The sequence below is a fragment of the Streptomyces sp. NPDC100445 genome, assembly GCF_044759735.1.
GTDB lineage: Bacteria > Actinomycetota > Actinomycetes > Streptomycetales > Streptomycetaceae > Streptomyces.
Genome location: NZ_JBIVZV010000009.1, coordinates 332,564 through 358,113 on the forward strand (window position 1 = coordinate 332,564; position 25,550 = coordinate 358,113).

Consider the following 25,550-nt stretch of genomic DNA (forward strand, 5'->3'; position numbering starts at 1 on the left):
ACGCGGGGATCGGCGCCGCCGCTGTGGTACCCACCGCGCCCCCGCCCCGCCCGCCAGCCCAGGCCGCAGCGCGCTGCCCCACCCTGCCCGCCCAGACCACCCCGTCACCGCACCCACGCCACCCAGGCCGCACCTCTCGCAGCGCCCTGCCCACCAGGCCGCACCCCGAACCGCCCCGCCCGCGCTGCCCGCCGCGATGGCGTGTCCCCGCCCCACAGGGCCTCGTTCGTCCCGGTTCGTGCAGGTCAGGGCGATTGTCAGTGGGTGGGTGCAGGATGGACGCATGGTCAGCTCCGCACATCGAGCCCTGGACGGCTTCTCCCCCGCGACCCGCGCCTGGTTCGCGGGGGCCTTCTCCGCGCCCACCGCGGCCCAGGCGGGCGCGTGGCAGGCCATCCGGGAGGGCTCGGACGTGCTGGTGGTCGCGCCGACCGGCTCGGGCAAGACATTGGCCGCGTTCCTCGCCGCGCTGGACCAGCTGGCCTCGGCCCCGCCCCCGGCCGACCCGAAGAAGCGCTGCCGGGTGCTGTACGTGTCCCCGCTGAAGGCGCTCGCGGTCGACGTCGAGCGCAACCTGCGCAGCCCGCTGACCGGCATCCGCCAGGAGTCCGTGCGGCTCGGTCGGCCCGAACCCGAGATCCGCGTCGGCATCCGGTCCGGTGACACCCCCGCCGCCGAGCGCCGCTCGCTGTCCACACGGCCGCCGGACATCCTCATCACCACTCCCGAGTCGCTGTTCCTGATGCTGACGTCGGCCGCGCGCGACGCGCTGACCGGTGTGGAGACGGTGATCCTGGACGAGGTGCACGCCGTGGCGGGCACCAAGCGCGGCGCTCACCTCGCGCTCTCCCTGGAGCGGCTGGACGAGCTGCTGCCGAGGCCGGCCCGCCGGATCGGCCTGTCGGCGACCGTGCGCCCGGTGGACGAGGTGGGCCGATACCTGTCGCCGCGCCGCAAGGTGGAGATCGTCCAGCCGGAGTCCGGCAAGGAGTTCGACCTGTCCGTGGTCGTCCCGGTGGAGGACATGGGCGAGCTGGGGGGATCCCCGACGGACGACGCGACCGGGGGCGCGGAGCGGCCGTCGATCTGGCCGCAGGTGGAGGAGCGGATCGCCGACCTGGTCCAGTCCCACCGGTCCACGATCGTCTTCGCCAACTCCCGCCGGCTCGCGGAGCGGCTGTGCAACCGGCTCAACGAGATCGCGTACGAGCGCGCCACCGGCGAACCCCTGGACGAACACCACTCCCCCGCCCAGCTGATGGGCGGCTCCGGCGCGGCTCAGGGCGCGCCCCCGGTGATCGCCCGCGCGCACCACGGCTCGGTGTCCAAGGAGCAGCGTGCGTTGGTGGAGGAGGACCTGAAGGCGGGTCGGCTGCCCGCGGTGGTCGCCACGTCCAGTCTGGAGCTGGGCATCGACATGGGCGCGGTGGACCTCGTCGTGCAGGTCGAGTCCCCTCCCTCGGTCGCCTCGGGACTCCAGCGTGTGGGCCGCGCGGGACACCAGGTCGGCGCCGTCTCCACCGGTGTGGTCTTCCCGAAGTACCGGGGCGACCTGGTCCAGGCGGCGGTGGTCACCGAGCGGATGCGCTCGGGCGCCATCGAGTCCCTGAAGGTGCCCGCGAACCCGCTGGACGTGCTGGCACAGCAGCTGGTCGCCATGACGGCGCTGGACACCTGGCAGTTCGACGACCTGCTCGCGGTGGTCCGCCGTGCCGCCCCGTTCGCCTCGCTGCCGGAGTCGGCGTTCACGGCGACGCTGGACATGCTGGCGGGCCGCTACCCGTCGGACGCGTTCGCCGAGCTGCGCCCGCGCGTGGTGTGGGACCGGGTGGCCGGCACGGTCACCGGCCGGCCCGGTGCGCAGCGCCTCGCCGTGACCTCCGGCGGCACGATCCCCGACCGCGGCCTGTTCGGGGTGTTCCTCGCCGGTTCCGATCCCAAGAAGGGCGGCGGCCGGGTCGGCGAGCTGGACGAGGAGATGGTCTACGAGTCCCGGGTCGGCGATGTCTTCACGCTGGGCACGAGCTCCTGGCGCATCGAGGACATCACACGCGACCGGGTCCTGGTCTCCCCCGCGCCGGGAGTGCCGGGCCGGCTGCCGTTCTGGAAGGGCGACCAGCTCGGCCGCCCGCTCGAACTGGGCCGCGCGGTGGGCGCGTTCCTGCGCGAGATCGGCTCACTGTCGAAGGACGACGCCCGGCTGCGCCTGCTCACGGCGGGGCTGGACGCCTGGGCGGCGGACAACGTGCTGTCGTACCTGGACGAGCAGCGCGAGGCATGCGGCCACGTCCCGGACGACCGGACGATCGTCGTGGAACGGTTCCGGGACGAGCTGGGCGACTGGCGGGTCGTCGTGCACTCGCCGTTCGGCGCGCAGGTCCACGCCCCCTGGGCACTCGCGCTCGCCGCCCGCCTGTCCGAGCGGTACGGCATGGACGCGCAGGTGATGCACGCCGACGACGGCATCGTGCTGCGCCTGCCCGACGCCGACCTGATGGGCCTGGACCTGCTCGACCAGGAGCCGGCGCGGGCCGGCACCGAGTACGACGGCGACCAGGCCCCGGTCGGCGCGGCGGACGTCGCCTTCGACAAGGGCGAGGTCGACCAGATCGTCACCGACCAGGTCGGCGGCTCGGCGCTGTTCGCCTCCCGGTTCCGCGAGTGCGCCGCCCGCGCGCTGCTGCTGCCGCGCCGCACCCCGGGCAAGCGGACCCCGTTGTGGCAGCAGCGCCAGCGGGCGGCCCAGTTGCTCCAGGTGGCGAGCGAGTTCGGCTCGTTCCCGATCGTCCTGGAGGCGGTCCGCGAATGCCTCCAGGACGTCTTCGACGTGCCCGGACTGGTCGAGCTGATGGGTGACCTCGAGTCCCGCAGGGTGCGCCTGGTCGAGGTCACCACCCCCGAGCCGTCCCCGTTCGCCCGCTCCCTGCTGTTCGGGTACGTCGCCCAGTTCCTGTACGAGGGCGACTCCCCGTTGGCCGAGCGCCGTGCCGCCGCGCTGTCCCTGGACTCGCGGCTGCTGGCCGAGCTGCTGGGCCAGGCGGAGCTGCGCGAGCTGCTCGACGCGGAGGTGCTGACCGAGCTGGAGCGCGAACTCCAGTGGCTCACGGAGGACCGCCGGGTCAAGGACGTGGAGGGGGTCGCCGACATACTGCGTCTGCTCGGCCCGCTGACCGACGCCGAGCTGGTGGCCCGGGGCGCGGACCCGCAGTGGGCGCGGGAGCTGGCCGGGGCCCGCCGCACCATCCGGGTGCGGATCGCGGGCGCCGAGCACTGGGCGACCGTGGAGGACGCGGGCCGGCTGCGCGACGCCCTCGGCACGGCGCTGCCCGTGGGCGTGCCCGAGGCCTTCACCGAGCCGCTCAAGGACCCGCTCGGTGACCTCCTCGCGCGGTACGCGCGCACGCACGGCCCGTTCACGTCGGCCACGGCGGCGGCCCGCTTCGGCCTGGGCGTCGCGGTCACGGAGGGCGCCCTGCAACGGCTCGCCGCCAACGGCCGGGTCGTCCAAGGTGAGTTCCACCCGGCGGGCATCGGCCAGGAGTGGTGCGACGCGACCGTGCTGCGCCGCCTGCGCCGCCGCTCCCTGGCGGCCCTGCGGCACGAGCTGGAACCGGTGCCGCCGCCCGCGCTGGCGCAGTTCCTGCCGCAGTGGCAGCACATCGGCAGGGGCCACACGCTGCGCGGCGTCGACGGACTGGTGCGCGCCGTGGAGCAGTTGCAAGGCGCCTCGGTGCCCGCCTCCGCGTTGGAGAAGCTGGTCCTGCCGTCCCGCGTGGCCGGCTACACGCCCTCGATGCTCGACGAACTGACCACCGCGGGCGAGGTGGTGTGGGCCGGCGCGGGCTCCCTGCCCGGCAAGGACGGCTGGGTCTCCCTCTACCTGGCCGACGCGGCGCCCCTGCTACTGCCGTCACCGCACCCGCTGGAGCTGACGCCGCTGCACCGGTCCGTCCTGGACGCGCTCTCCGGCGGCTACGGCCTGTTCTTCCGGCAGATCGCCGACCAGGTCCGGGCCACCGCCCACCCCGAGGCCACCGACCCGCAACTCGCCGACGTGCTGTGGGACCTGGCCTGGTCGGGCCGGCTCACCAACGACACGCTGACACCGATGCGCTCCCTGCTGGGCTCGGGGCGTACCGCCGGCTCGACCGCGCACCGCGCCAAGCGCAGCGTCCCGCGCGGCCGGTACGGCTCCCTGACGGCCGCGGCGCGCACCGCCTCCCGCACCGGCCCGCCGACCGTCGCCGGCCGCTGGTCGCTGCTGCCCGCGGCCGAGCCGGACGCCACCGTGCGCGCGCACGCGCTGGCCCGCACGCTCCTGGACCGGCACGGCGTGGTGACGCGCGGCGCGGTCGGCGCGGAAGGGGTCGAAGGCGGCTTCTCCGCGGTGTACCGGGTGCTGTCCGTGTTCGAGGAGAGCGGGCAGGCCCGGCGCGGTTACGTGGTCGAGGGGTTGGGGGCGGCCCAGTTCGCGATGGACGGCGCGGTGGACCGCCTGCGGGCGGTGGCGAACGCCCGCGAACGCTCGCAGGGCCTGCCCGTGCCGGCCGGTCACAGCGGTTTCGCGGGTCCGGCCGGCACCGACGGCTCGGCCGTCCCGGGCTTCCCGAACCCGTTCGACGCGCCGTTCGACGCTCCCTTCGCCACCCCGCTCGACGCGCCGTTCGGCACGGGCGACGGCACGCGGCACGGCCACACCGCCCCGGGCGCCCTCGACGGCGCGGACGGCGGGCTCGCCCACCCCGGCCTGGACGGTGACTTCACCTGGCCGCCGGAGGACCGCCCCACCGCGACGGGCGACCGCTCCTCGTCCCGCGCGCCCTCCGACCCGTTCGCCTCCCCCGGCTACGGAGGCCCCCGCGGAGGAGGCGGTTCCGGGTACGGCTCCTCGTACGGCTCGGCCCCCTTCGGCCCCGCCGCCCACCGCGGCCGGGGCAACGGCCGTACCGGCGCGCCGGCACCCGACCCCCGTGCCGTGGTCCTGGCCGCGGCCGACCCGGCGAACGCCTACGGCGCCGCCCTTCCCTGGCCGGAGCCGCCGGCCGGTGCCGGGCACAAGCCGGGCCGGAAGGCGGGCGCGCTGGTCGTCCTGGTGGAGGGCGAACTGACCCTGTACATGGAGCGCGGCGGCAAGACGCTGCTGGCCTGGCCCGCCGGCCAGGACACCGACGCGTCGGACGACCCGCGCCTCGGTACGGCCGCCGAAGCGCTGGCCGCGGCGGCCCGCGCGGGCTCGCTCGGCACGGTCACCGTCGAGCGCGTCAACGGCGCCCAGGCCCTGACCTCCCCCGTGGGCACGCTCCTGGAGACGGCGGGGTTCGTGGCGACACCACGCGGCCTGCGCCTGAGAGCGTGACCGCCGCGGCGCCCCGGTACCCGCCCGTGCCGGGGGACCCGTGCCGGCGCCGAGCCCGTGGCACCCTTGACGCATGCCCGAAGGTGACACGGTCTGGCAGGCCGCGCGACGGCTGCACGAGGCCCTCGCGGGCAAGGCGCTGACCCGGAGCGACTTCCGGGTGCCGAAGTACGCGACGGTCGACCTGGCGGGCCGCACGGTGCTGAACACCATCCCGCGCGGCAAGCACCTGCTCACCCGGTTCGAGGGCGGTCTGACCCTGCACTCCCATCTGCGGATGGAGGGCGCGTGGAAGGTGTTCGGCACGGACGAGCGCTGGCGCGGCGGGCCCGCGCACCAGATCCGCGCCGTCCTCACCACCGCCGACCGCGCCGCCGTCGGCTACCGCCTCCCGGTCCTGGAGCTGCTGCACACGGCCGACGAGGACCGGGCCGTCGGCCACCTCGGCCCCGACCTGCTCGGCCCGGACTGGGACGCCGAGCGCGCCCTGGCCAACATCCTCGCGGACCCGGGCCGCGAACTCGGCGAGGCCCTGCTCGACCAACGCAATCTGGCCGGCATCGGCAACGTGTACAAGAGCGAGCTGTGCTTCCTGCTCGGCGTGACCCCCTGGCTGCCGGCCGGCGCGCTCCCCGCCGACCGGGCCGAGAAGCTGCCCGTCCTGGCCCGGAGACTGTTGGAGGCGAACCGCGACCGCCCGGTCCGGCAGACCACCGGGCTGCCCCGGCAGGACCTGTTCGTCTATGGCCGCGCACGGCGTCCGTGCCTGCGCTGCCACACCCCCGTGCGGGTGGCCGACCAGGGCGACGGCTCCCAGGAGCGGCCCACCTACTGGTGTCCCACCTGCCAGGCGGGCCCCACTCCCCCGCCGGGTTCACCTCAGCGCTGGCGCGAGAAGTACCCGCGCCGAACCGGCTGAGCCGCCCGTGCCGCACCCGCTGACCCGCCCGGCGCGTCCCGGCAAGGCATCCGCCTCTCCCCGCAGACCGCGGACCGGACACGCCCGACACCGTCGCCGCCGCGCCCACCGGAGGCCGGCGTTCACAGGGGACCGGACACGTCGTCCGGACGGGCGGGCGGCGCTGTGACCGGGTCACCCGCCCGCCAGGCGGCCTCCCAGCGCCCGGCGGGAACCGCCCCGGCCGCGCGTCGCTTGGGCGCACAGTGCACCGGCAGCACGCTCACCCCCCAGCCGCCCACCACCACGGCGCCCTCCAGCACGCCCGCTCCTTCCCCCACGGCGAGCCGCACCGCTGCCCACCACCAGACCGCGCCGCATCCGAGCGCCACCCCGTAGCGCACTATCCGACCCACCATGCCCGTCACCACCTCCTGCCGGGCGCCGGATCCGTCGCCCGTCCCGCTCGGGAGGCGCACCACGGACTCACCGAAGCCACGCCGGACCACTCGCTCCACGGACGGCCCGGCACGCGGCCGCCGTCCTCCGGTGAGCCGTTACGCGTGCTCGGCCTGGAACATCCAGTGGTGCTTCTCCAGGTCGGCGGTGATGCCGATGAGGATGTCCTGGGAGACGGGGTCCGCATCCCCGGTCGCGTTCACCCGCTCGCGCATGCGGACGATCACCGCGCCGAGCGCGTCGACCATCGTGCCGACCGCGTCCGTGTCCTTGATCCAGCCCGCCGGGGCGGTGCCGATGCCGCTCCCGGCGGCCACCGAGGCGGCGCGTCCGTCGGGCGGGACGCCCAGCGCCGAGGCCCGCTCGGCCACGGTGTCGGAGTGGGTGCGGGCTGAGTCGACCACCTCGTCGAGCTGGAGGTGGACGGAGCGGAAGCGGGGCCCGACGACGTTCCAGTGGATCTGCTTGGCGACCAGGGAGAGGTCCAGCAGGTCGACGAGGGCGCCCTGGAGCGCCTCGGACACGGTCTTCAGGTCCGTGTCGGTCAACGGGCTCTTCACGACGTACATCCGTCCTCCGGTGCTTTCGGCCCCGTCACGTCCCTCCACGATGACCGCACCGCCCGGCCGCGGCAAACGGACGAAGGGCCGAGGGCCCGCGCGGAACGCGCGGGCGACGCGAAAGCCCCGGCCGGCTTCCCAGGGTCACTGGGGAGAACCGGTCGGGGCCTGGTTGGTTCTGGGGTGTGGGGCCGGGTGGTCCCGCCTCAGGCGGCGACCACGTCCACGGCCTCGGCGGGCGCCTTGATGGTCACCCGTTCCGGTGGCACGCCGGTCACCGAGACGGAACCCAGCATCGGTCGGACCGGTGCGGGCACGTGCTCGGCCGCGGCGGACTGGGCGAGTTCGGCGAGCGCCAGTTCGTCGCTCACCTCTCGCATGAGTTCCGACATCCGTACGTCCAGCGCGTCGCAGATGGCGGCGAGCAGCTCGGAGGAAGCCTCCTTCTGCCCCCGCTCCACCTCGGAGAGATAGCCGAGTGAGACTCGGGCGGACGAGGAGACTTCGCGCAGAGTACGGCCCTGGCGTTGGCGCTGCCGACGCAGCACGTCACCCAGCAGGCGACGGAGCAGAATCATCGGTGGCTCCCTCCTCGGACCGCGTAGCCGCATCCTTCTCGCCCCACCGTACCGCCTCGCGCCGCGGCCGTGCGGGGAGCGATGTCGTGTTCACTCAGGGCTGCAAACATCAAAACCCCCCGTTCCGTTCCGTATCCTGTGCCCGCTCATTCCCGGTCTGTTCGCCCGCAAGCCGCTCCAGAAGCACTGCGAGTACGCTCCGTACACTCTCCATACGAATTTCCGCACGGCTGCCGTTCAACCGCAGACCCTCGACTTTTCCGCCACCGGCAGAACCCTTCGGGGCGTTGCCGGGCCCGTCGACGGCGACGAACACGGTGCCGACCGGCCGGCCGTCCTGCGGGTCGGGGCCGGCGACCCCGGTGGTCGCGATGCCCCAGTCGGCTCCCAGCGCCTCGCGGACGCCCGCCGCCATCTGGGCCGCGACCTGCGGATCCACCGCACCCTGCTGAGCCAGCAGGGTGGCGTCCACGCCCAGCAGCCGGTGCTTCAGCTCGGTGGCGTAGGCGGTGACCGACCCCCGGAACACCTTGGACGCCCCGGGCACCGCGGTGATCTCCGCGGCCACCAAGCCACCGGTCAGCGACTCGGCGACGGCGAGGGTCTCGCCCCTCACTGTCAGTAGTCGCACCAGTTCGGTGGCCGGGGAACTCACGCTTCCGTCTCCTCCAACGCCGCCGCGCGTTCGGCCATTCCCTGCCGCCGCAGCACAATGGCCTGTCTTACGTAGTCGAGGCCGGTGACGACCGTGAGGACGACCGCCGCGGCCATCACCCAGAACCGGAGCGTGGCCAGCCATCCGGTGAGCGGCAGGACGTACATCCCGACGGCCACGCCCTGGGTGAGCGTCTTGAGCTTGCCGCCCCGGCTGGCGGGGATCACTCCGTAGCGGATGACCAGGAAACGCAGCAGGGTGATGCCGAGTTCCCGGCCGAGGATGACGATCGTGACCCACCACGGCAGATCGTCCAGGGCCGACAGACAGACGAGCGCCGCCCCCATGATCGCCTTGTCGGCGATGGGGTCGGCGATCTTCCCGAAGTCCGTGACCAGGTCGTACGTGCGCGCCAGATGCCCGTCGAACAGGTCGGTGATCATGGCGACGGCGAAGGAGGCCCAGGCCAGCGAGCGCCAGGCCGGGTCGTAGCCCCCGTGCGCCAGCATCAGGGCCACGAAGCCGGGGACCAGGACCAGCCGGAGCATCGTCAGCAGATTGGCGACGTTCCAGACACTGGCCTGGTTGACGGCCGCGGCCGCGATCTTCCCGCCGCGGGCCGGCCTGCCGCCGCCCTCGGGGGCCGTGGCGGGGCCCGGAGCAGAACCGGAGACCTCGGACGCAACGCCGTCGGCAGCGGTGCCCGCGGCGCCCTGCGCGCCGGAGGAGCCGCCCGCGGCGGATGCCGGGACTCCGGTCATCTGCCCGCCTCCTCACTACACGCGAGCGAACCGGTCAGCGGCTCGGCGACCAGGTCGACACCTTCCGTACCGACCACCTTCGCCTCGACCATACGTCCGACCCGGAGGCCCGCGCCGCTCGTGAGCAGGACCTGGCCGTCGGTCTCCGGGGCCTGGTGCTCGGCACGCCCGCGGACGCCGTCCTCCTCGTCCACGGACTCCACCAGGACCCGCACCGTCTCGCCGACGCGCTCCTCGGCGCGCTGCGAGACCAGCTCCTCCGCGAGCCGCGAGACCCGCGCCAGCCGCTCGGCGACGACGTCCTCGTCCAGCTTGTTCTCGTACGTCGCCGCTTCCGTGCCGTCCTCGTCGGAGTAGCCGAAGACACCGATGGCGTCCAGACGGGCACCGGTGAGGAAGCGCTCCAGCTCGGCCAGGTCGGACTCGCTCTCGCCGGGGAAGCCGACGATGAAGTTGGAGCGGACGCCGGCCTGGGGCGCCTTGCCGCGGATGGTGTCGAGCAGCTCCAGGAACCGGTCGGTGTCGCCGAAACGGCGCATGGCGCGCAGCACGCCGGGCGCGGAGTGCTGGAAGGACAGGTCGAAGTAGGGCACGACCTTCGGGGTGGAGGTCAGCACGTCGATCAGGCCCGGGCGCATCTCGGCCGGCTGGAGGTAGCTCACCCGCACCCGCTCGATGCCGTCGACCTCGGCCAGCTCCGGCAGGAGGGACTCCAGCAGGCGGATGTCGCCCAGGTCCTTGCCGTAGGAGGTGTTGTTCTCGGAGACCAGCATGACCTCCTTCACGCCCTGCTCGGCCAGCCAGCGGGTCTCGTTGAGGACGTCGCTGGGGCGGCGGGAGATGAAGGAGCCGCGGAAGGACGGGATGGCGCAGAAGGAGCAGCGCCGGTCGCAGCCCGAGGCGAGCTTGACGGAGGCAACGGGGGCGCCGTCCAGCCGGCGGCGCAGCGGCGCGCGGGGGCCGGAGGCGGGCGCGACGCCCTCGGGGAGGTCGGCCGGGCCGTGCCCGGGCAGCGCCACCTCCGCGGCCGACTCCTGCCGCTCGGCGGGGCTGATCGGCAGCAGCTTGCGCCGGTCGCGCGGGGTGTGGGCGGCGTGGATGCCGCCGGAGAGGATGGTCTGGAGGCGGTCGGAGATGTCGGCGTAGTCGTCGAAGCCGAGGACCCCGTCGGCCTCGGGCAGTGCCTCGGCCAGCTCCTTGCCGTACCGCTCGGCCATGCAGCCCACCGCCACGACGGCCTGGGTTCTGCCGTGGTCCTTGAGGTCGTTGGCCTCGAGGAGGGCGTCGACGGAGTCCTTCTTGGCGGCCTCCACGAAGCCACAGGTGTTGACCACGGCGACGTCGGCGTCCGCGGCGTCGTCGACGAGCTGCCAGCCGTCCGCCTCCAAACGGCCTGCGAGCTCCTCGGAATCCACCTCGTTACGAGCGCAGCCGAGAGTGACGAGTGCGACGGTACGGCGTTCAGGCATGGGCTCAAGACTACTTCGTCCTGATGACGGCCCACGTCGACGGGGTTGGCCGAGCCCGGCCGACTCCGTCACATCCGTGTCGCCGCGCCGGTCAGCCGGCGACCGGGTCGCCCTTGGTGTAGGTCAGGCGCTCGACCGCGCCGGGCTTGAAGGTGTCCTCGATCTTCTTGCCGTTGACGTACAGCTCGATGGCGCCGGCGTCGCCCAGGATCAGGTTGATCTTCGAGCTGTCCTGGAACGTCTTGGACTCGCCCTTGTTCAGCAGGCCGTCGAAGAGCATCCGGCCGTTGTGGTCCTTGGCCGAGATCCAGCTGCGTCCGTCGGGCGCGCTGACCTGGACCGTCACCTTGTCCTGGGGCGCGGCGGCGATGGCGCTGTCGGAGGGCTCGCCGGTCGGCGCGGTGGGTTCGGCCTTCTTCGGTGTCGCCGAGGCGGTCCTGCCGGCGGCGGGCGTGGCGGCGTCCGCGGCCTGCGTGCCGGAGCCGCCGTCGCCGCCCTTGACGGCGGTGAACCCGACGAAACCGATCACCACGACGATCGCGGCGACCATGGCCGCGGTCCAGTTCGGTCCGCGCCGCTCGGGCCGGATGCGCTCCGCCTCGAACATGGGTGCGGCGGGGGTGGGCGCCGGTCGGCCGCCGTGTTCGGCGTCGAACTGGGCGATCAGCGGGCCGGGGTCGAGGTGGACGGCCCTGGCCAGCGTGCGGATGTGCCCGCGGGCGTACACGTCACCGCCGCAGGGGGTGTAGTCGTCCGCCTCGATGGCGTGCACGATGGCGATGCGGACACGGGTGGCGCCGCTGACGTCGTCCACCGTCAGCCCGGCCGCGATCCGCGCCCGGTGCAGGGCACGGCCCACGGAGGGCCGGGCCTCCTGGGACTCGTCTCGGATCGGACGCTCGTCTTCAGGGGAGTTGCCGAGGGACACGGGGGCGCCTTTCGAGCGTGTAGCCACCTGTGCTGGAAGCTCAGTCTAGGGGGGGTACGAAAGGGTGGGGCAACCGGGCGGAGGCACTTTCTACGCCGTCGGACCGGCCCGGAACTCCGAGGGCTGGACAGGCAGGTACCCCAGGATGGAGGGCCTATCTGTCCACTCGCTCAACTGGACGTACGACAAAGGGAAACGGTTGCTCACCGATGTCTAACGGGTGGGTCACGGGGCTCCCGCCGGCCGACCCACGTCCGCCGGACGGATCTCCGCCCCACCCCTCGACTCAACTCTCCCCACGTATCACCGCGAGCACGCCGTCCAGTTCGTCGGGTTTCACGAGAACGTCACGCGCCTTGGAGCCCTCGCTCGGCCCCACGATGTTGCGGGACTCCATGAGGTCCATGAGCCGGCCGGCCTTGGCGAAGCCGACGCGCAGCTTGCGCTGGAGCATGGACGTGGACCCGAACTGGGTGGAGACCACCAGTTCGGCCGCCTGGCACAGCAGGTCGAGGTCGTCGCCGATGTCCTCGTCGATCTCCTTCTTCTGCTTGGTCCCGACGGTGACGTCGTCCCGGAAGACGGGCGCCATCTGGTCCTTGCAGTGCTGGACGACGACCGCGACCTCCTCCTCGGTCACGAACGCGCCCTGCATACGGGTCGGCTTGTTGGCGCCCATCGGCAGGAACAGGCCGTCGCCCTTGCCGATCAGCTTCTCGGCGCCCGGCTGGTCGAGGATGACCCGGGAGTCGGCGAGGGAGGAGGTGGCGAACGCCAGCCGGGAGGGCACGTTGGCCTTGATCAGACCGGTGACCACGTCCACCGACGGGCGCTGGGTGGCGAGCACCAGGTGGATGCCGGCCGCGCGCGCGAGCTGCGTGATGCGCACGATCGAGTCCTCCACGTCCCGCGGGGCGACCATCATCAGGTCGGCCAGCTCGTCCACGATCACCAACAGGTACGGGTACGGCTGGAGCTCCCGCTCGCTGCCCTCGGGCGGCTTGACCTTGCCCTCGCGCACCGCGCGGTTGAAGTCGTCGATGTGCCGGTATCCGTAGGCGGCCAGGTCGTCGTACCTGAGGTCCATCTCGCGGACGACCCACTGGAGCGCCTCGGCGGCCCGCTTGGGGTTGGTGATGATCGGCGTGATCAGGTGCGGGATGCCCTCGTAGGCGGTCAGTTCGACGCGCTTGGGGTCGACGAGGATCATCCGGACGTCCTCCGGGGTCGCCCGCATCATCACCGAGGTGATCAGGCAGTTGATGCACGACGACTTGCCGGAACCGGTGGCACCGGCGACCAGGATGTGCGGCATCTTCGCCAGCGAGTGCATGACGTACCCGCCCTCGACGTCCTTGCCGAAGGCGACCAGCATCGGGTCGTCGTCCTCGGCGGACTCCGCGAGACGCAGCACGTCACCCAGGTTGACCATCTCCCGGTCGGTGTTCGGGATCTCGATGCCGACCGCGGACTTGCCGGGGATCGGGCTGATGATCCGCACGTCGGGACTGGCCACCGCGTAGGCGATGTTCTTGGTCAGCGCGGTGATCCGCTCGACCTTCACGGCGGGGCCCAGCTCGACCTCGTACCGGGTGACCGTCGGGCCGCGGGTGAAGCCGGTCACCGCCGCGTCGACCTTGAACTCGGTGAACACCTGGGTGAGCGAGGCGACGACCGCGTCGTTGGCGGCGCTGCGCGCCTTGCCGGGGCCACCCCGCCGGAGCAGGTCCAGGGAGGGCAGCGCGTAGGTGATGTCGCCGGACAGCTGGAGCTGCTCGGCGCGCGCGGGCAACTCCCGGGGCACCTCGGGGGCCTTCTTCGTCAGGTCCGGCACGGGCCCGGAGGCGCCCCGCTCCTGCCTGGGCCGCGGCGCCGGCGCGGGCACCGGCGAGGTGGCGGGTGCCGGCTCGGGCTGGGGCTCGGGCACCGGCGTGGTGTCCTCGCGTTCGCCGGCGCCCACTCCCTGCGTGAGGTCGGCGACGAGCGGGGACGGCGGCATGCCGTGCAGCACGGCACCGTCGAGCGCGGCGGCGGCCGCGGCGGCGACGTCCACGGCGTCCGGATGCCGCTGCGGGTCCGGCTGGGGCACGGCGGAGCGCCTGGGGCGCCCGCGGCGCTGCGAGAGGGCCTCCTCCTCCGCCCGGCCGGGGTCGTAGGCCCGGGGGGCGCGGGCGCGGCCTCGCGGGCGCGCCGGCGGCGCCTCACGCCACTGCTCCCCGTAGTACTCGCCGTCGTCCACGTCACCGGCGTGCTCGGGGTAGTAGTCGTCCTCGTGGTCGGGCAGCAGCCCCAGGCTCACGCCGAGCGCGCGCAGCCGCTGCGGGACGGCGTTGACCGGCGTGGCGGTCACCACCAGCAGACCGAAGACCGTCAGCAGTACCAGCAGTGGTACGGCGAGCATCTCGGTCATGGTGTACGTCAGCGGGGTGGCCGCCGCCCAGCCGATGAGGCCGCCGGCGTCCCTTATGGCCTGCATCCCGGCGCTGCGCGCGGGCGCGCCGCAGGCGATGTGGACCTGGCCGAGCACCCCGACGACGAGTGCCGACAGGCCGATCACGATCCGGCCGTTGGCCTCCGGCTTCTCCGGGTGCCGGACGAACCGTACGGCGATCACCGCCAGCAGTATCGGCGCCAGCAGGTCGAGTCGGCCGAAGGCGCCGGTGACGAGCGTCTCCACCAGGTCGCCGACGGGTCCCTTCAGGTCGGCCCAGGTGCCGGCCGCGACGATCAGGGCCAGGGCGAACAGCAGCAGGGCGACGCCGTCCTTGCGGTGGGCGGGGTCGAGGTTCCTCGCGCCCTGCCCCATGCCGCGGAAGACGGCGCCGACGGCGTGCGCGAGGCCGAGCCAGAGGGCGCGCACGAGCCGGAACAGGCCCCCGGTGGCGCTGGGGGACGGCCTCGGCGGCACGGCCTTCCTGGCCGCCGGCTTCCTGGCGGGCGCCTTCCTGGCCGCGGCCTTCTTCACGGCGGCCTTCTTCACCGGAGCCTTCGCGGGAGCTGCGACCTTCTTCGCGGGCTGCTTCTTGGCTGCGGACGGACGTGAGGCCATGGGTGTGAGGTTACCGGGGGAGACGACGGCGGACACGTGTGCCCACAGCTTCACCCGTTCGTGTCGTGCCGGAGGGGGACCGGAACTGACGCCCGCTCACCGGCCGACCGGGGCCCGGGAGGCGTCAGTTCGGGGACGGCAGGGAGGCGCCGCCGCCCGTGCCCGGCTCCAGGGCGTCGAGGGCGCGGCGCAATCCGGTGAGCTTGCGCTCCAGATGGGCCGCCGTGGCGACCGCCGCCGCGTCCGCGGAGTCGTCGTCCAGCTGCTTGGACAGCGCCTCGGCCTGCTCCTCGACGGCGGCGAGCCGCGCCGACAGCTCGGCCAGCAGTCCGGCCGACTCCCGGCCGGCGACCGCGCCCTTGCCGCCGCCGCCCTCCAACTGGAGCCGCAGCAGCGCGGCCTGTTCGCGCAGCTGACAGTTCTTCATGTACAGCTCGACGAAGACCGAGACCTTCGCACGCAGCACCCACGGGTCGAACGGCTTGGAGATGTAGTCCACCGCGCCCGCCGCGTAACCCCGGAAGGTGTGGTGCGGGCCGTGATTGATCGCTGTGAGGAAGATGATCGGGATGTCACGGGTCCGCTCACGGCGCTTGATGTGCGCCGCCGTCTCGAAACCGTCCATGCCCGGCATCTGGACATCCAGCAGAATGACCGCGAAATCGTCCGTGAGCAGCGCTTTGAGCGCTTCCTCCCCGCTCGATGCCCGCACCAGCGTCTGATCGAGCGCAGAGAGGATGGCCTCCAGCGCCAGCAGATTCTCCGGCCGGTCATCGACCAGGAGGATCTTGGCCTTCTGCACCATGGCCCGCCCTCCTCGTCCCGGCGGTACGCCGGGCGCCGCCCCAGGGGACGACTCCCTTTCGCCGCCCGTCCTTGTGCCGGTCATCGTAGCCGCACCCCGCCTGTCGCCACACCCTGTCACCGTGATGTCACTGTGCACGTAGAGGAAACGCGGCGGAGCCTCCGGGGGTTCCCGGAATCCCACATTCCCGCGTGTTCCCCGCCATCATGATGCAACAACCTCCCGCGGCTCCCGAGCTTCCCATGAGTTCACGCCACCCCCGGCGGCACCGTCCGCCCCGCCGCGTCTCACGCGTCCGCCGCCCGCCGGGCCCACCGCGCGGTCACTCGGGGCTCATCCACTGGCGCATCACCGTCAGCAGGTGGTCGGGGTCGACCGGCTTGGTGACGTAGTCGGAGGCACCCGACTCGATCGCCTTTTCCCGGTCGCCCTTCATCGCCTTGGCCGTCAGCGCGATGATCGGTAGCCCCGCGAACTGCGGCATGCGCCGGATCGCTGTGGTCGTCGCGTACCCGTCCATCTCCGGCATCATGATGTCCATCAGCACGACCGCCACGTCGTCGTGCTGCTCCAGCACCTCGATGCCCTCACGGCCGTTCTCGGCGTACAGCACCGACAGGCCGTGCTGCTCCAGCACGCTGGTCAGGGCGAACACGTTGCGGATGTCGTCGTCGACGATCAGCACCTTCTCACCGCCGAACCGCACCGCGCGGCCCGGCCGCGGCGCGCTCTCCTGCTCCGGCGCCGCCGTCCACTGACCCGTCCGCTGTCCCTCCTCCGGCAGGCTGCGCCGCCGGCGCCGGAACAGGGCCGCGGGACCGTTCTGCGTCTCCCGGTACGACTTCACCTCGGCCGGCGTCTCGATCTCCGCGGCCGACAGCTCCAGGGACCGGCGCGCCTCGGAGGCGACCAGGTCACCGGCCTCCAGCGCGGCCACGGGCTGCTGGTAGCCCTGCGGCGGCAGCTCGCTCGGGTGCAGCGGCAGGTACAGCGTGAACGTCGAGCCCCGGCCCGGCTCGCTCTGCGCGTGGATCTCACCGCCGAGCAGTTGGGCGATCTCCCGCGAGATCGACAGGCCGAGCCCGGTCCCGCCGTACTTGCGGCTGGTCGTGCCGTCCGCCTGCTTGAACGCCTCGAAGATCACCCGCATCTTGCTGGCCGCGATACCGATGCCCGTGTCGGTCACCGAGAACGCGATCAGCTCGCCCTCCGGGTCGGCCAGCGAACCGGCCTCCAGCAGCTGCTCCCGGATGGCGTGCGGCACTCCGGTCCCCGCGGGCCGGATCACCAGCTCCACCGAACCGGAGTCGGTGAACTTCACCGCGTTGGACAGCAGGTTCCGCAGCACCTGGAGCAGCCGCTGCTCGTCGGTGTGCAGGGTGGCCGGCAGCTCCGGGGAGACCCGCACCGACAGGTCCAGGCCCTTCTCCGCGGTCAGCGGCCGGAAGGTGGCCTCCACGTAGTCCACGAGCTGCACGAGCGCGATGCGCGTCGGGGAGACGTCCATCTTGCCCGCCTCGACCTTCGACAGATCGAGGATGTCGTTGATCAGCTGAAGCAGGTCGGACCCCGCGCCGTGGATCGTCTCGGCGAACTCCACCTGCTTCGGCGAGAGGTTCCCCTCGGCGTTGTCCGCGAGCAGCTTGGCCAGGATCAGCAGCGAGTTGAGCGGCGTGCGCAGCTCGTGCGACATGTTGGCGAGGAACTCGCTCTTGTAGCGCATCGACACCGCGAGCTGCTCGGCCCGCTCCTCCAGGACCTGCCGGGCCTCCTCGATCTCGGTGTTCTTCACCTCGATGTCCCGGTTCTGCCGGGCCAGCAGCTCGGCCTTCTCCTCCAGCTCCGCGTTGGAGGCCTGGAGCGCCTTCTGCCGGTTCTCCAGCTCGGCCGACCGCTCCCGCAGCTGCTCGGTCAGCTCCTGCGACTGCTTGAGCAGCTTCTCGGTCTTGGTGTTGACCGAGATGGTGTTCACGCTGGTCGCGATCATCTCGGCGATCTGGTTGAGGAAGTCCTTCTGGATCTGCGTGAACGGCGTGAAGGACGCCAGCTCGATCACACCGAGCACCTCGCCCTCGAAGAGCACCGGCAACACGATCACCTGGGCGGGCGGCGCCTCCCCCAGCCCGGAGGCGATCTTCAGGTAGCCGCTGGGCGCCCGGTCCACCAGGATCGTGCGCTTCTCCTGGGCGGCCGTGCCGATCAACGCCTCGCCCGGCCGGAACGACGTCGGCATGGAGCCCATCGAGTAGCCGTACGAGCCCAGCATCCGCAGCTCGTACCCGTCCTCGGCGTCCCCGGCGGCCTTGCCCTCCATCAGCGGCATCGCCAGGAAGAACGCGCCGTGCTGCGCGGACACCACCGGCGTCAGCTCGCTCATGATCAGGGAGGCCACGTCCTCCAGGTCCCGGCGGCCCTGCATGAGGGCGGAGATGCGAGCCAGGTTGCCCTTCAGCCAGTCCTGCTCCTTGTTGGCGATGGTGGTGTCGCGCAGGTTGGCGATCATCTTGTTGATGTAGTCCTGGAGCTCCTGGATCTCTCCGGACGCGTCCACGTCGATCTTCAGGTTGAGGTCGCCGCGGGTCACCGCGGTCGCCACGCGCGCGATGGCACGCACCTGCCGGGTCAGGTTCCCGGCCATCTCGTTCACCGACTCGGTCAGGTCGCGCCAGGTGCCGTCGACGTCCCGCACGCGCGCCTGGCCGCCGAGCTGCCCCTCGGTGCCCACCTCGCGGGCCACGCGGGTGACCTCCTCGGCGAAACTGGACAGCTGGTCGACCATCGTGTTGATCGTCGTCTTCAGCTCCAGGATCTCACCGCGCGCGTCGATGTCGATCTTCTTCGTCAGGTCGCCCTTGGCGATGGCGGTGGTGACCATGGCGATGTTGCGGACCTGGCCGGTCAGGTTGGACGCCATCTGGTTCACCGACTCGGTGAGGTCCTTCCAGGTGCCGGCCACCCCGGGCACGTGCGCCTGGCCGCCCAGGATGCCGTCCGTGCCCACCTCGCGGGCCACCTTGGTGACCTGGTCGGCGAACGAGCTCAGCGTCTTGACCATCGTGTTGATGGTGTCGGCGAGCTGCGCGACCTCACCGCTGGCCTCGATCGTCACCTGCCGCGTGAGGTCACCGTTGGCGACCGCCGCGGCCACCTGCGAGATGTTGCGCACCTGCATGGTCAGGTTGTTGGCCATCAGGTTGACGTTGTTGCTGAGGTCCTTCCAGATGCCGGTGACACCCGGTACGTGCGCCTGCCCGCCCAGGATGCCCTCGGTGCCCACCTCGCGGGCCACCCGCGTCACCTGCTCGGCGAAGCTCGACAACTGGTCGACCATCGTGTTGACCGTCGTGACCAGCTCGAGGATCTCGCCCTTGGCGTCCACGGTGATCTTCTTCGACAGGTCGCCCTTCGCGACCGCCGTGGTGACCTCGGCGATGTTACGCACCTGGATGGTCAGGTTGTTCGCCATGAAGTTCACGGACTGCGTGAGGTCCTTCCAGGTGCCGGAGACACCCTGCACCTCCGCCTGCCCGCCGAGCATGCCCTCCGTGCCCACCTCACGGGCGACCCGGGTGACCTCCTGGGCGAACGACGACAGCTGGTCCACCATCGTGTTCAGCGTGTTCTTCAGCTCCAGGATCTCCCCGCGCGCGTCCACGGTGATCTTCTGGGACAGGTCACCGCGGGCCACGGCCGTGGCGACCTGCGCGATGTTGCGCACCTGCGCGGTGAGGTTGCCGGCCATGCCGTTCACCGAGTCGGTCAGGTCCCGCCACACACCGGCGACACCGGGCACCTGCGCCTGCCCGCCGAGGCGGCCCTCCGTCCCCACGTCCCGCGCGACCCGGGTCACCTGGTCGGCGAAGGCGGACAGCTGGTCCACCATCGTGTTGATCGTGTTCTTCAGCTCGAGGATCTCGCCGCGCGCGTCGACGTCGATCTTCTGCGACAGGTCGCCGTTGGCCACCGCCGTGGTCACCTGCGCGATGTTGCGGACCTGGGAGGTCAGGTTGCCGGCCATGAAGTTGACGGAGTCCGTCAGTTCCTTCCAGGTGCCGGACACCCCGTCCACCCGGGCCTGACCGCCGAGCCGGCCCTCCGTACCCACGTCCCGGGCCATCCGCGTGACCTGGTCGGCGAACGAGGACAGCTGGTCCACCATCGTGTTCACGGTGTTCTTCAGCTGGAGCATCTCGCCGGACACGTCCACGGTGACCTTCTGCGACAGGTCACCGTTGGCCACCGCCGTGGTCACCTGCGCGATGTTGCGGACCTGCCCGGTGAGGTTGCGGAACGCGGTGTTGACGGAGTCCGTCAGGTCCTTCCACGTCCCGGCCGCCCCCGGCACCTGCGCCTGGCCGCCCAGCTCACCCTCGACACCGATCTCCCGCGCGACGCGCGTCACCTCGGCACCGAACGAGGACAGCTGGTCCACCATGCCGTTGACGGTGTTCTTCAGCTCCAGCATCTCGCCGGCCACGTCCACCGTGACCTTCTGCGACAGGTCGCCGCTGGCCACCGCGGTCGTCACGGCGGCGATGTCCCGCACCTGGGTGGTCAGGTTCCGGAACACCGTGTTGACGGAGTCCGTCAGGTCCTTCCACGTCCCCGCCGCGCCCGGCACGTTCGCCTGCCCGCCGAGCCGCCCCTCCGCGCCGACCTCGTTCGCCACCCGCGTGACCTCGTCCGCGAAGATCCGCAGCGTCTCGGTCATCTGGTTGATCGTCTCGGCGAGCTGCGCGACCTCGCCCCGTGCCGGGACCGTCACCTTCTGCGACAGGTCACCACTGGCCACCGCCGTCGTGACCTGCGAGATCCCGCGCACCTGCGCGGTCAGGTTGCCCGCCATCGTGTTGACGGAGTCGGTCAGCTCCTTCCACACACCGGCCACCTCGGGCACCCGCGCCTGGCCGCCCAGGATGCCCTCGGTGCCCACCTCCCGCGCCACCCGCGTGACCTCGGAGGAGAAGGACGACAACTGGTCCACCATCGTGTTGACGGTGTTCTTCAGCTCCAGCATCTCGCCGGCGACGTGCACGGTCACCTTGCGCGACAGGTCACCCCGGGCGACCGCCGTGGTCACCAGCGCGATGTCCCGTACCTGCGCCGTCAGCCGGTACGCCATGGTGTTGACGGACTCCGTCAGGTCCTTCCAGGAACCCGACATCCCGCGCACCTGGGCCTGCCCGCCGAGCTTGCCCTCGGTGCCGACCTCGCTGGCCACCCGCGTGACCTCGTCGGTGAACGTCGACAACTGGTCGACCAGGTTGTTGACGGTACGGCCGACCTTCAGGAACTCACCGCGCAGCGGATGCCCCGAGCCGCCGTCCGGTCCGTGCGTCCGCAGCTCCATGCGGGGCGAGAGATCGCCCTCGGCGACCGCCGTGAGCACCCGACTGACCTCCGACACGGGCCAGACCAGGTCGTCGACCAACGCGTTGGAGTTGTCGACGGCCGCCGCCCAGGAGCCCTCGCAGGCCCCCGTCTCCAGCCGCTCCGTGAGTTTTCCCTCACGCCCGACCATGCGCCGCACCCGCGACAGCTCACCCGTCAGGTGCAGGTTGCGGTCCGCCACCTCGTTGAACACGGCCGCGATCTCCGACATCACGCCGTCCCCGGACACCGTGAGCCGCTTGCGGAAGTTGCCGTCCCGCATCGACACGAGCGCCGCCAGCAACCGGTTCAGGGCCGCCGTGTCCACCTCGGTGGTCCCACCGCTCCTGCCCAGGGACGGTCCGCCCTTCGCGCGCGTCCTCGAACCCCGCGTCGCCGCGCCAGACTCCACTGTGTCCCTCCCGGAGGGGTAGACCGTTACCGCTGTGCTCGGCCGCTTCCGCCCGGCGCGCCGTCCTCGGCACACCGGCCGCCTCGGCGTACCGGATACTGCTGTGTGTTCCCGCCGCATCCGCTCCGACGGGACGGGGCCTCACCAGGGGCTGCTGCCCGCCCCGCACGGAACGCACGCACCCGGTCCGACCACCACCACAAGCCTGCCCAGTGTTTCACCCCGGCCGAACCAGGCCATAACAGTTCGGCAGCTTCGCACATCGTCCGCACACCGTGGGGGAGTGAACACCGGCGACCTGCATCCGCTCGGACCGCGAAGGTAAGTAACCTTGCAAGCGGCTGTCCAGCCGCACCGGTCCGACCGGCCTGGGCGGTGGCACCAGCACGAGCGGGCATCGGAGGGGCGGCCGCACACCATGACCACCGGACTGATCCCGGGGGGACAGCCCCCGGAGCCGACCGGCGAGCGGATGCCGCACCAGCGGCACGAGCCGGCCGGCCCCGCAGCCCTGCCCTCCGACGACCGGCCGAGGAGTTCTGTGATCACCGCGCGCGCGGCTGCCAGTTTCGAGCCCGTCGGACGATCGGTCGCGACCGCCCGGTCCTTCGTCCGCGACACCCTCCAGGGCTGGGGGTACGCCGACATCGTCGACGACGCCGTCGTCCTGACCAGCGAGCTGGTGACCAACGCGGTCGTGCACGCGGGCACCCACGCGGAGGTGCTCTGCCTGCGCACCGAGGACGGCGTGCGCATCGAGGTCTCCGACCGCTACCCTGAGCGCGAGGTGCCGCTCCAGGACAGCGCCGCGCCCATGGGCAGCCCCGACCGCGAGAGCGGCCGAGGCCTCCAGCTCTGCGCGGCCCTCGCCACTCGCTGGGGCGTGGACTACACGCCCACCCACAAGAACGTCTGGTTCCAGCTCGACCTGCCCGCGCGCACGGTCGGCACCCGGGCCGCCGGGCCGGCCCTCCCCGCCGACCTCCTCCCGCTGGCCGACGGCCGGGTCCGCGTCGCGGTCCTCCAGGTCGACCGCAAGGGCACCATCAGCGCCTGGAACGAGGACGCCGAGGAACTGTTCGGCTTCCCTGCGGACGCGGTCGTCGGCAAGCCGCTGACCGAGCTGGCGGCCTGGCCGCACACCCCGGGCACCGGCACCGGCATCGCCGAGGCCTTCCAGCTCTCCCGCTGGGAGGGCACCTACGGCATCCGCGGCGCCGACGGCCGGGTCTCCCACGTGTACGCCTCGCACCTGCGGGTGCGCGACACCGGCGGCGAGCCGTCCACCGTCTGCCTGCTGGTCCGGGACCACGAGCGCGCCGTCCTCCAGACACCCTCCCGCGGCCCGGCCACCGACCAGACCCCGTCCGGCGACGGCCAGAACACCGACCCCTTCGAGGTGTTCATCGGCTCCCCCGCCCCCGACGACCTCGACGGGCTGCTCCAGCGCACGGTGGAACGCGCCCGGGACATGCTCGACGGCGACTCCGCGTTCCTGCTGCTCGCCACCGACGACGAGACGGAGCTGGAGGTCCGCGCCTCCACCGGCCTTCCCTCCGCCCGCCAGCGCTTCGCCCGGGTGCCCGTCGACGCCGGCCCCGGCCGCTACGGCTCCGCGCGCATGCCCGCCGTCCACGACGACCTCGCCGCCGTCCCCGGCGCGGTCCCGCTGCTCACCGGCACCGGCATGCGCTCGGTCGTCACCGTCCCGCTGAAGGTCGAGGGCCGCCTGACCGGCTCCCTCGGCGTCGCGGCGGAGGCGCCCGGCCGCTACACCAACGAGGAGGCGCTGCGCCTCCAGTTCGCCGCCGACCGCATCGCCCTGGCCGTCGAATCGGCCCGCCTCGGCGAACTGGAACGGCTGCGCCGCGGCTCGCTGAGCTTCCTGGTCGAGGCCTCCGACCTGCTCGCCGGCACCCTGGACCGGGACCAGACCCTGGCCCTTATGGCCCAGATGACGGTCCCCACCCTGGCCACCTGGTGCGCGGTGTACACCATCGCCGATCAGGCGTCCGAACCGGACCTGTCGTACGTCCTGCACGAGGACGAGGACCTCATCGACGGCATCAAGTCACTGCTGTCGAAGATCTCCCCGCCGGACCCGGTGCCCACGCCCGGCGCCCGCGTGTGGACGACACCGGGCGAGGTCGCCCACCAGGCGGCACTGCGCAGCTCCATGCGCAGCCTGGGGCTGACCGGCGGTTCCACGCACCAGTTCGCCTCGGGTATCGGCCCGACGCTCGCGACGGCGTCCGCGGTCGGCGGAGAGACGGTCGTGCTGCCGCTGGTCGCCCGCAACCGGGTCATCGGCATGCTGACCCTCGGCAAGCCCACCGACGAGCACTTCCGCCAGGAGATCCTGGAGCTGGCCGAGGACCTGAGCCGCCGGGCCGCCCTCGCCCTGGACAACGCCCGCCTGTACTCGGAGCGCACGGCCATCAGCCAGGCGCTCCAGCGCAGCCTGCTCCCGCCGGGCCTGCCGCAGATCGACGGCGTCGAGGTGGAGGTCATCTACCGCGCGGCCGGCGAGGGCAACGAGGTCGGCGGCGACTTCTACGACCTCTTCCCCATCGGCGACGGCGCGTACGGCTTCGCCATCGGCGACGTCTGCGGTACGGGGCCGAACGCGGCGGCGGTCACGGGCCTGGCCCGGCACGCCCTGCGCCTGCTGGCCCGCGAGGGCCTGTCGGGGCCGGCGGTCCTGGAACGCCTGAACTCCGCCATCCTCGACGAGGGCGACCGCAGCCGCTTCCTGACCCTCCTCTACGGCGAGCTGCGCCCCCAGCGGGACGGCAGCGCCGAGCTGAAGGTGGTCTGCGCCGGCCATCCGCTGCCCCTGCGGCTGCGCCAGGACGGCACGGTGGTGGCGGCGGCCGAACCGCAGCCGCTGCTGGGCGTCATAGAGGATCTGGAGCTGTACGAGGAAACGGTCACCCTCGACCCCGGTGACGTGCTGCTCTGTGTCACGGACGGCGTCACGGAACGCCGCGAGGGCACGCGCATGCTGGGTGACGACGGCCTCGCCGACGTCCTGACGACGTGCACGGGCCTGACGGCCGGCGCCGTCGCGGCGCGCATCATGCGCGCGGTGGAACGCTTCGCCTCGGACGCCCCGTCGGACGACATGGCGATTCTGACGATGCGGGTCCCGGAAATCCTCCCGGAGGCATGAAAAAGGCCCCACCCGGAAGGGTGGGGCCTTTTCTACGGAGCCCCCAAACGGAATCGAACCGTTGACCTTCTCCTTACCATGGAGACGCTCTACCGACTGAGCTATAGGGGCCTGTCGCTTTCGAGGTTCCCCTCGCGGCGACGAAGAAACTGTACCCCGGACAGGCCCGAGTTCCCAAATGCGTTCGGTACCTGTTCAGAAGGCGGGCTGGAGCAGTCCGCCGAGGGCGTTGCAGGCGGAGACGACGCGCTGCATCTCGCGTCTGGTCAGCGACGCGTCCACCGGCAGCGCGAGGGTCTCGTCGGCGGCCAGTTCGGTCTCGGGCAGCGACAGGCACCTGCGGAACTCCGGCAGCCGGTGCACGGGCGTCTTCACCGGCACCCGGCAGTCGACTCCCCTGGCCCGCAGGGCGCGGGCGAAGGCGTCCCGGTCCGGCCGGCCGTTGCCGGGCACACGGACTACGTACTGCTGGTAGGTGTGCCCGTCGCCGCCGTCCGGTGTCCGTACGCCCTTGAGCCGGGTGTCGAGGTAGCCGGCCCGTTCCCGGCGCTGCGCCGTCTCGTCGGACGGCGCCTCGGTCTCGGCGTGTTCGAGCACGAGCAGTCCGTGCCGCCGTCCGAGGGTGTGCAACCGCCCGATGTCGGCACGCCGTCCGAAGCGGTGCACGGCAACGACCGCCGCGGTGCGGTGGGTTATGGCCGCGTCGACGGCTTCCGGGGCGACGCAGTACGTCGCCGGGTCTATGTCGGCGAAGACGGGGAGTGCGCCGGCCAGGACGACGGCCTGGACCACCTCGGTGTTCCCGAAGGCCGGTACGACGACCTCGTCACCCGCCCCGACGCCGGCGGCTCTGAGCAGTGCTGCGGTTCCCATGTGCTGGATGCTGGGCGGGCAACGTGAACGACACGTTACGCGCAACAGAAAAAGGTCGGACCCTGAACCGAAGTTCAGGGTCCGACCTTTTTGAAAGATTGTTCGGCGGTGTCCTACTCTCCCACAGGGTCCCCCCTGCAGTACCATCGGCGCTGTGAGGCTTAGCTTCCGGGTTCGGTATGTAACCGGGCGTTTCCCTCACGCT

At 72.2% G+C, this 25,550-nt stretch carries 14 protein-coding genes, 1 tRNA gene and 1 rRNA gene; 3 read left to right on the plus strand and 13 right to left on the minus strand.

What is annotated here, in order from left to right:
- Positions 1-283: 283 nt before the first annotated feature.
- Entirely contained in the window at positions 284-5,356 is a 5,073-nt protein-coding gene (locus tag ACIQVT_RS22780) for an ATP-dependent helicase (RefSeq protein WP_403756761.1), read from the plus strand.
- Positions 5,357-5,429: 73 nt separating this feature from the next.
- Positions 5,430-6,275 (plus strand): Fpg/Nei family DNA glycosylase, encoded by an 846-nt coding sequence (locus tag ACIQVT_RS22785; protein WP_403756764.1) that lies wholly within the window; start codon positions 5,430-5,432, stop codon positions 6,273-6,275.
- 122 nt (positions 6,276-6,397) lie between these two features.
- Here the strand turns inward: ACIQVT_RS22785 and ACIQVT_RS22790 are convergent, their stop codons facing one another.
- From ACIQVT_RS22790 to ACIQVT_RS22835, 10 genes are all read right to left on the minus strand, one after another.
- Entirely contained in the window at positions 6,398-6,673 is a 276-nt protein-coding gene (locus ACIQVT_RS22790) for a hypothetical protein (protein ID WP_403756769.1), read from the minus strand.
- A 138-nt stretch (positions 6,674-6,811) separates the two neighbouring features.
- Entirely contained in the window at positions 6,812-7,282 is a 471-nt protein-coding gene (locus ACIQVT_RS22795) for a Dps family protein (RefSeq protein WP_403756774.1), read from the minus strand.
- 197 nt (positions 7,283-7,479) lie between these two features.
- A complete protein-coding gene (locus ACIQVT_RS22800; protein WP_403756780.1) occupies positions 7,480-7,851 on the minus strand; it encodes a helix-turn-helix domain-containing protein in 372 nt (123 codons plus the stop codon).
- A gap of 109 nt (positions 7,852-7,960) precedes the next feature.
- Positions 7,961-8,506, minus strand: coding sequence for a CinA family protein (locus tag ACIQVT_RS22805; RefSeq protein ID WP_403756783.1), 546 nt, complete (start codon positions 8,504-8,506; stop codon positions 7,961-7,963).
- On the minus strand, positions 8,503-9,267 hold the full coding sequence (pgsA, locus tag ACIQVT_RS22810) for a CDP-diacylglycerol--glycerol-3-phosphate 3-phosphatidyltransferase (protein ID WP_403756786.1): 765 nt from the start codon (positions 9,265-9,267) through the stop codon (positions 8,503-8,505). The genes ACIQVT_RS22805 and pgsA overlap by 4 nt, the downstream gene beginning before the upstream one ends.
- Complete coding sequence (gene rimO, locus ACIQVT_RS22815; RefSeq protein WP_403756789.1) at positions 9,264-10,736, minus strand: 30S ribosomal protein S12 methylthiotransferase RimO; 1,473 nt, start codon at positions 10,734-10,736, stop codon at positions 9,264-9,266. The genes pgsA and rimO overlap by 4 nt, the downstream gene beginning before the upstream one ends.
- A gap of 91 nt (positions 10,737-10,827) precedes the next feature.
- Complete coding sequence (locus tag ACIQVT_RS22820) at positions 10,828-11,664, minus strand: helix-turn-helix domain-containing protein (protein WP_403756792.1); 837 nt, start codon at positions 11,662-11,664, stop codon at positions 10,828-10,830.
- A gap of 286 nt (positions 11,665-11,950) precedes the next feature.
- The gene (locus ACIQVT_RS22825; RefSeq protein ID WP_403756795.1) at positions 11,951-14,713 is read right to left on the minus strand and encodes a DNA translocase FtsK; all 2,763 of its coding nucleotides are present in this window, start codon (positions 14,711-14,713) and stop codon (positions 11,951-11,953) included.
- A gap of 124 nt (positions 14,714-14,837) precedes the next feature.
- On the minus strand, positions 14,838-15,518 hold the full coding sequence (locus ACIQVT_RS22830; protein WP_403756798.1) for a two-component system response regulator: 681 nt from the start codon (positions 15,516-15,518) through the stop codon (positions 14,838-14,840).
- Between the two features lie 322 nt (positions 15,519-15,840).
- Positions 15,841-21,300: a HAMP domain-containing protein gene (locus tag ACIQVT_RS22835; RefSeq protein ID WP_403756801.1), complete on the minus strand. Its 5,460-nt coding sequence runs from the start codon at positions 21,298-21,300 to the stop codon at positions 15,841-15,843.
- Between the two features lie 418 nt (positions 21,301-21,718).
- On the opposite strand from ACIQVT_RS22835, the gene ACIQVT_RS22840 reads away from it, so the two are divergent.
- The gene (locus tag ACIQVT_RS22840; protein WP_403756806.1) at positions 21,719-24,472 is read left to right on the plus strand and encodes a SpoIIE family protein phosphatase; all 2,754 of its coding nucleotides are present in this window, start codon (positions 21,719-21,721) and stop codon (positions 24,470-24,472) included.
- A gap of 38 nt (positions 24,473-24,510) precedes the next feature.
- Here the strand turns inward: ACIQVT_RS22840 and ACIQVT_RS22845 are convergent.
- The 3 genes from ACIQVT_RS22845 to rrf form a co-directional block, all read right to left on the minus strand.
- Positions 24,511-24,583 (minus strand) — tRNA-Thr (locus ACIQVT_RS22845).
- 84 nt (positions 24,584-24,667) lie between these two features.
- Entirely contained in the window at positions 24,668-25,330 is a 663-nt protein-coding gene (locus ACIQVT_RS22850; RefSeq protein ID WP_403756832.1) for a DegT/DnrJ/EryC1/StrS family aminotransferase, read from the minus strand.
- 115 nt (positions 25,331-25,445) lie between these two features.
- Positions 25,446-25,550: ribosomal RNA gene (rrf, locus tag ACIQVT_RS22855) — 5S ribosomal RNA — on the minus strand; the annotation flags it as partial.

What these genes read in the sequence shown, in the direction of transcription:
- pgsA (WP_403756786.1), bottom strand. Translation starts at nt 9,267, where the DNA reads ATGACCGGAGTCCCGGCATCCGCCGCGGGCGGCTCCTCCGGCGCGCAG.
- rimO (WP_403756789.1), bottom strand. Translation starts at nt 10,736, where the DNA reads ATGCCTGAACGCCGTACCGTCGCACTCGTCACTCTCGGCTGCGCTCGT.
- ACIQVT_RS22800 (WP_403756780.1), bottom strand. Translation starts at nt 7,851, where the DNA reads ATGATTCTGCTCCGTCGCCTGCTGGGTGACGTGCTGCGTCGGCAGCGC.
- ACIQVT_RS22825 (WP_403756795.1), bottom strand. Translation starts at nt 14,713, where the DNA reads ATGGCCTCACGTCCGTCCGCAGCCAAGAAGCAGCCCGCGAAGAAGGTC.
- ACIQVT_RS22785 (WP_403756764.1), top strand. Translation starts at nt 5,430, where the DNA reads ATGCCCGAAGGTGACACGGTCTGGCAGGCCGCGCGACGGCTGCACGAG.
- ACIQVT_RS22795 (WP_403756774.1), bottom strand. Translation starts at nt 7,282, where the DNA reads ATGTACGTCGTGAAGAGCCCGTTGACCGACACGGACCTGAAGACCGTG.
- ACIQVT_RS22830 (WP_403756798.1), bottom strand. Translation starts at nt 15,518, where the DNA reads ATGGTGCAGAAGGCCAAGATCCTCCTGGTCGATGACCGGCCGGAGAAT.
- ACIQVT_RS22780 (WP_403756761.1), top strand. Translation starts at nt 284, where the DNA reads ATGGTCAGCTCCGCACATCGAGCCCTGGACGGCTTCTCCCCCGCGACC.
- ACIQVT_RS22840 (WP_403756806.1), top strand. Translation starts at nt 21,719, where the DNA reads ATGACCACCGGACTGATCCCGGGGGGACAGCCCCCGGAGCCGACCGGC.
- ACIQVT_RS22790 (WP_403756769.1), bottom strand. Translation starts at nt 6,673, where the DNA reads ATGGTGGGTCGGATAGTGCGCTACGGGGTGGCGCTCGGATGCGGCGCG.